At 70.8% G+C, this 6,400-nt stretch carries 5 protein-coding genes; 1 reads left to right on the forward strand and 4 read right to left on the reverse strand.

Translation table 11 applies throughout. The features are described from left to right. Positions 1–324: 324 nt before the first annotated feature. The 4 genes from RWP81_RS02065 to RWP81_RS02080 form a co-directional block, all read right to left on the reverse strand. Positions 325–2,280 (reverse strand): glycogen debranching N-terminal domain-containing protein, encoded by a 1,956-nt coding sequence (locus RWP81_RS02065; protein ID WP_314451761.1) that lies wholly within the window; start codon positions 2,278–2,280, stop codon positions 325–327. Next, positions 2,277–3,110: a carbohydrate ABC transporter permease gene (locus tag RWP81_RS02070; protein WP_399540529.1), complete on the reverse strand. Its 834-nt coding sequence runs from the start codon at positions 3,108–3,110 to the stop codon at positions 2,277–2,279. The genes RWP81_RS02065 and RWP81_RS02070 overlap by 4 nt, the downstream gene beginning before the upstream one ends. An 80-nt stretch (positions 3,111–3,190) precedes the next feature. Continuing rightward, positions 3,191–4,348 (reverse strand): sugar ABC transporter permease, encoded by a 1,158-nt coding sequence (locus RWP81_RS02075; RefSeq protein WP_314451764.1) that lies wholly within the window; start codon positions 4,346–4,348, stop codon positions 3,191–3,193. Positions 4,349–4,350: 2 nt separating this feature from the next. Continuing rightward, positions 4,351–5,601: an extracellular solute-binding protein gene (locus RWP81_RS02080; RefSeq protein WP_314451765.1), complete on the reverse strand. Its 1,251-nt coding sequence runs from the start codon at positions 5,599–5,601 to the stop codon at positions 4,351–4,353. A 223-nt stretch (positions 5,602–5,824) separates the two neighbouring features. Here RWP81_RS02080 and RWP81_RS02085 point away from each other — a divergent pair. Further along, a partial coding sequence (locus RWP81_RS02085) for a LacI family DNA-binding transcriptional regulator (protein ID WP_314451766.1) occupies positions 5,825–6,400 on the forward strand: 576 nt, incomplete at its 3' end.

Raw genomic sequence — 6,400 nt, forward strand, 5'->3', positions numbered from 1 at the left:
CCGCGCGCCGGGTCACGGGATGTGCAGCGGGGCCGGGCGCGGGGTTGCGGGGCGGGAAATGTGCACCGGGGCGGTCGGTGTACGCCCCGGTGCACATTCGGCGCCCCGCACGGTGGTTCGAGGCGACGGGTACCGCTCTTCAGCGAGGGCGGCCGCGCCGGTACAGGGGTGCGGGGCGGGGAATGTGCACGGGGGCGGTCGGGGTACGCCCCGGTGCACATCCGGTGCCCCGCACTCGGTGAGGTTGCGTCCCGTGACGGGCCCGCCGCGCGACGCGGGGAAGGACGGGGCGGTGACGAGCGGACGCCGCCACTGCCCCGCCGTTCAGGCTCCGGACTCGGGCGCGAGTGCGGTGAGGCAGACCACCGCGGCGGCGGCCGACCAGGCCTGGGGCCGGCAGGCGGCGGGGTAGGGCGTCGGCACCGACGAGTGGGTGCGCGGATCGCCGGCGTGCAGCTCCGGCACGCGATAGGCGAAGCCCTCGGCGGCATCCAGGAGCCCGGACACGACCGTGCGCGCCTGCTCGTCCAGGCCCGCACGCAGCATGCCGTGCACTGCGATCGCGGTGTCGTGCACCCAGACGCTTCCGCCGTGGTACGACAGCGGCCAGTACCCCGCGGCCCCTGTCGACATCGTGCGGATGCCGTATCCGCTCGACATGCTCTCGCCGAGCAGGAGCGAGGCGACGTGCGCCTCCTCGTCGCCGGTCAGCAGGCCCGTGCCGAGCAGGTGCCCGATGTTGCTCGTGAGCGTGTCGACCGGACGCTTGGCGTTGTCGAGGGCGACCGCGGGGTAGCGGCCCTCCGGCGTCTGTACCCAGTACGTCTCGGCGAAGCGCTTCTTCAATTCGGCCGCCCAGCTGCGCCAGAACGTCGCCTCGTCGGCATCCGTCCCCTCCCCGAAGGCCTCGAGCAGATCGGCGCCGGCGAGGGCGGCCTCGTAGGCGTAGGCCTGCACTTCGCACAGCGCGATCGGGCCCTCGGCGAGGCGGCCGTCGCGCCACTGGATCGAGTCGCCGGAATCCTTCCAGCCCTGGTTCGAGAGCCCCGTGCCGAGGCGGTCGATGTAGTCGAGGAAGCCGTCACCGTCGCTGTCGCCGCTGTCGCGGATCCAGCCGAGGGCGCCGCGGAGCGTCGGGAGAAGCCCCCGCACCTCGGCCTCGGGCATGCCGGCGCGCCAGGTGTCGGCGAGCAGGCAGATCCACAGCGGTGTCGAGTCGACGCTGCCGTAGTACTTCGGCGGCAGCACGATGCCCTCGCCGGGGATCTCCAGCGCCGAGGCCCGCAGCTCGTGCAGGATCTTGCCCGGCTCCTGCGCGGTCTGCGCGTCGTCGTCGACGCCCTGCAGCCGCGCGAGCACGCGGAGGGTGGATGCCGCGATCTCGCGGTCCAGCGGAAGGGCGAGACGCGCGGCCCAGATCGAGTCGCGCCCGAACAGCGTGAAGAACCAGGGCGCGCCGGCGGCGAAGAACTCGTCGTCGGGGTGCTCGGGCAGCACGAGGCGGAGGGCGGCGAGATCGTCGAGAGCGGTGCGCAGCCAGCGCGCGAGGCGGGGATCGGGCGCCTGAGCGGCGACGGCCGCGGCGTCCCACCGCGGTGCCGCTGAGGCCGACCCGACGACGAGGGTGTCGTCGCGCAGCGTCAGCGTCCACGCCACCTCGACGCTCCCGAAGGCGGGGACCTCGACGCTCCAGCTCGCCTCGAGCCCGTCGGCTCCGGATGCCACGCGGGCGCCGGGTGCGACGAGTTCGAGACCCTGCGTCCCGGCATCCACGATCGCGCGGTCACCGTCGAGGTCGGTCGTCATCTCGCGGGAGTGTGCGTGGCCGGATTTCACCTCGTGCAGCTGCGCGAACTCGGGCGACAGCGCCAGCCGCAGGGTCGTCGAGATCGGCCGGTCGATGCGCGAGTGCAGCGTCCAGGTCTCGCTGACCACCCCATCGGCGACGCGCCGGTCGCGCAGCACCCGCACCTTGGGGTCGGGCGTGGTGTCGTCGAGTCCGCGCAGCAGACCCCCGAGCACGAGACGCGAGGCGCCGTCGGGGGCGGTCGAGATCCACTCGACGGGCGAGCCGTCGCAGACGAGCGCGAGGAAGCGCACGTGTCGGACGTCACCGTGGTAGACGCCGTGCACGGCGGCCGCGCCCATGTCGCCCGTGGCGTCGGACCACGCCTGGGTGGGGGCGTGCAGCACGATGACCGCGTCGTTCAAAAGGGGTTGGAGCGGCGCGGTCACGGCATCCGTCACGGCCGCGGGAGAGGCGGTGGGGGCGGTGGTCATTCTTTGACGGCTCCTTCACTGGCGTTCATGATGCGGCGCTGGAAGATGAAGAACACCACGGCGACCGGAATCGTCATGATGGCCGCGGCCGCGAGTTTGAGGGGGAATTGGCTGCCCTGGCTGAGCTGTCCGCTCGCGAGGGCGGCGACGCCCTTTGTCAGGGTGGTCAGTTCGGGGGACTGGGTGGAGATGACGAAGTGGCTCAGCTCGTTCCACGATCCCTGGAACGACAGGATGACGATCGTGATCAGGGCGGGCCGCGCCATCGGCAGCACGACCGACCAGAAGATGCGGAAGGTGCCGGCGCCGTCGATGCGCGCCTGCTCCTCGACCGACGGCGGGATCGACTCGAAGAAGTTCTTCATGATGAACACACCCGCGGCATCCACGAGGAGCGGCAGGATCATGCCCGCATAGGAGTCGTAGATGCCGAGCTGGTTGATCACGAGGAACTTGGGGATCAGCAGCACCACGGTCGGCACGGCCATGACCGCGATGAGCCCCGCGAAGACGAGACCGCGCCCACGGAACTGCAGGCGGGCGAGGGCGTAACCGGCGAGAGAGTTGAAGAACACCCGGCCCGCCGTCACGAACACCGTCACCACCGCGGAGTTGGCGAACCACACCGGGAAATCGGAGTTCAGGAAGAGCCGCTCGTACGCCGCCCACGTGAAGGTTTGGGGGAAGAGCGAGATGGGATCCGCCGCCGCCGCGGCATCCGTCTTGAACGAGGTCGCCACCTGCACGAGGAACGGATAGATGTAGATGAGCGCGAGCACGATCAGCAGGGTGTAGAGGCCGATCTGCCATCCGAGCGCCTTGCGCGACATGCGATGCTTCGCGGGGCGGCGGGAGGGTCCGTCCAGACGCTGCTCGGCGAGGACGGTGGTCTGCGGGGAGGCCGTGGCGGTCATCGTGTGCCTCCTCTCGAGCCCGCACCGGGGCGCTCGTGGTCGGTGGGAGCGGGGGTCGTGCCCGTGCCGCGCACCTCGTACTGGCGGATGCGCCGACGAGAGACCGGGCGGTCGCGCAGGACGAAGCGCTGCAGGATCGTCAGGGCGACGATGATGAGGAAGAGCACGAAGGCGATGGCGGCGCCCTGACCCCACTGCTGCGACAGAAACGCCGAGGAGTAGCTGAGGTACGCGGGGGTGAGCGTGGTCTTGCCGGGGCCGCCCTGGGTGCCGGTGTAGATCTGGTCGAACACCTGCCAGGTGCCGATCAGGCCGAGGGTCAGCACGGTGAACAGCACGGGCTTGAGCTGCGGCAGGGTGACCCGCCAGAAGCGTTGCCAGCCGGTGGCGCCGTCCATCATGGCGGCCTCCTGCACGTCGCCGCCGATGTTCTGCAGGCCCGCGATGAAGAGCAGCATGAACGTGCCCGAAGTGGTGAACACGGCCATCAGGATGAACGCCGACATGGCGACCGAGGGGCCTGCCAGCCAGTCCCACCACGAGACGCCGAGCAGGGTGTTGCCGGTGAGGAACGCGGGGCCACTGGTCACGCCGACGGTGGCGAGCAGATTGTGCACGACGCCGGAGGGGTCGCTGAACCAGTTCGGCCCGTTGATGCCCAGCCACGACAGCGCCTCGTTGACGGCTCCGGATGCCGAGAAGAGGAACAACCACAGCACGGTGATCGCAACCGAGCTGGTGACCGACGGGAAATAGAAGGCTGTGCGGAAGAACCCGCGACCGCGGAGGACCGCGCGGTTGACCAGCACCGCGAGGAAGAGCGAGAGCGCCGTCTGCAGCGGCACCACCAGCAGCACGTACCACCCGTTGTTGCGCAGGGCCGTGCCGAAGTCGCGTTCGGCGAGTCCGCCGCCGGTCGTGACAGCGGCGTAGTTGTCGACGCCGACGAAGTTCACGTTCGACGAGAAGGGGCTGCCGCGACCGGTCCAGTCCGAGAAGCTCACCCACAGCGCCATGAGCACGGGGACGAGCAGGAACACACCCAGGATGACGAGCACGGGCGCGGTGAAGAGCCAGCCGGCGGCGGCCTCGCCGCGCCGGATCCCCGAGGAGGAGGATCCGACGCGACGCGACGCGGTGGTGAGGGCGCTCACGATTACTCGACGATCGCCTCGAGGTTGGACTGTGCCGTCTGCAGCAGCGCCTGCGGGTCGCCGGTCTTCAGCGACTCGAGCTGTGCGTTGAAGTCGGTGATGACGTCGGCGGCGCCGGCCATGTTCGGCGGGAACTGCGCGTACTCGGCCCCGGCGAGGAAGGCGCCCAGATCGGGGTTGGCGCTGGTCCATGCGTCGGCCGCGGACTGGATCGAGGGCATCGGGCCGAAGGCCTCCGAGAACGCCAGCTGCTGGTCGGTGGCGGTGAGGTACTCCACGAGCGAGCGTGCCTGTTCCTGGTTGCCGCTGTCGGCGGCGAGGCCCCAGCAGTTGGTGAACTGCAGCGTGCCCTTGCCGCCGGGGCCGGCGGGGAGCTCGGCGACGGTGTAATTCACGTCGGGGTAGTCGGCCGACATCGCACCGGTGATCCAGTTGCCCTCGATGACCATCGCGGCCTTCTGCGTGCCGAGCGCCTCTCCGCCCCAGCCCGCGCCCACGTCGGACGCGAAGGCGAACGAGCCGTCGTTCAGGTGCGTTTTGACGTAGGTCAACGCCTCGACGTTCTCGGGGCTGTCGGCCGTGGCCTGCCCGTCGGTGACGAGGCCGCCGCCCGCTTGCGCCATGAAGGCGCCGACGCGCTGGTACTCGGCGCCGAACGCGAGCCCGACGCGCCCGTCGGCGGTCAGGCGCTGGGCGACGGATGCCAACTGGTCCCACGTCGTGGGGATGTCGGCATCCGTGAGTCCGGCGGCCGTCCACAGGTCGGCGTTGATGATCAGCGCCAGGGTGGAGAAGTCCTTGGGGGCGCAGTAAAACGATCCGTCGACGGTGAAGTTGTCGACGAGGGAGGGGTAGAAGTCGTCCTTGTTGGCGAGGTCGTCGCCGTAGGCGGCGATCGACCCGTTCGCCGCGTAGCCCGCGAGGGCCTCGGGGGCGAGGTAGAACAGGTCGGGCGGGGAGCCGGCGGCGAAGCCCTGCGAGAGCTGCTGGGGCAGGTCGTTGGCGGTCTGCACCTCGGCCGCGACGCCCGACTGCTCGCTCCACGCGGCGACGGCGTCGGTGACGGCCTTCGTCTCGGCGTCGCCCGAGGAGCCGATGAGGATGCTGAGGCTGCCGGTGCCGGAAGCCTGGCCCTCGCCGGGGGTGTCGTTGAAGCCCGAGCCGCAGGCGGTGAGCGTCAGGGCTCCGGTAGCCAGCAGGGCGCCGGCGGCGAGCACCGTGCGTGTGCGGGGTGCGGGCGTGTGCCGTGTCATGTGTCTCTCTCCTTCGATGAGGCATGCGACCCCTCCGCATGTGGTCGGAGGGCCGTCAGTTTGAACGTTCAAACGACGGTCTCCCCAAGGTACGAACACGTCGCGGCAGATGTCAAGAGGTTGCCGCCCCGCCTAGGCTGACGGTCTGGACGCGCGTGCCGGGCGGCCCCGTGAACCCGGTGCTCGACATCGGCTCGTGCGCATCGAGACGGGAGGGGACGACATGGCGAAGGCACCCACCGTCGACGACGTCGCCCGCGTCGCCGGCGTCTCTCGGCAGACCGTGTCGAACGTGGTGAACACCCCCGACATCGTGCGCGAGACCACACGGCACCGGGTGGAGGCCGCGATCGCCGAGCTCGGGTACCGCCCCCACGCCGCCGCGCGTCGACTCCGGATGCGCCGCAGCTCCACCATCGGCATCCACCTCGATCCGTACGCCGGCGGCATCTCGGGCGTCGTGCTCGACCGGTTCGTGCACGCCCTCACCGAACGCGCCGGCGAGCGCGACATGCGCGTGCTGCTGTACGCCGCCCGCACACCGGAGGAGGAGATCGCCCGCCTCGGCGACCTGCTGGAAGGGGGAGAAGTGGATGCCGTCGTCGTCACCGGCACCTTCCACGGCGACCCCCGCACCGGGTGGCTGACGGCGCGCAACCTGCCGTTCGTGTCGTTCGGCCGACCGTGGGGCGAAGACGACGTCGAAGCGCCGGCACACCTCTGGGTCGACGTCGACGGTGCGGCCGGGACGCGGGCCGCGACCGCGCACGCGCTGGCGCGCGGCGGCGGACACGTGGCG

The sequence above is a fragment of the uncultured Microbacterium sp. genome (assembly GCF_963521695.1).
In the GTDB taxonomy this organism is placed as follows: domain Bacteria; phylum Actinomycetota; class Actinomycetes; order Actinomycetales; family Microbacteriaceae; genus Microbacterium.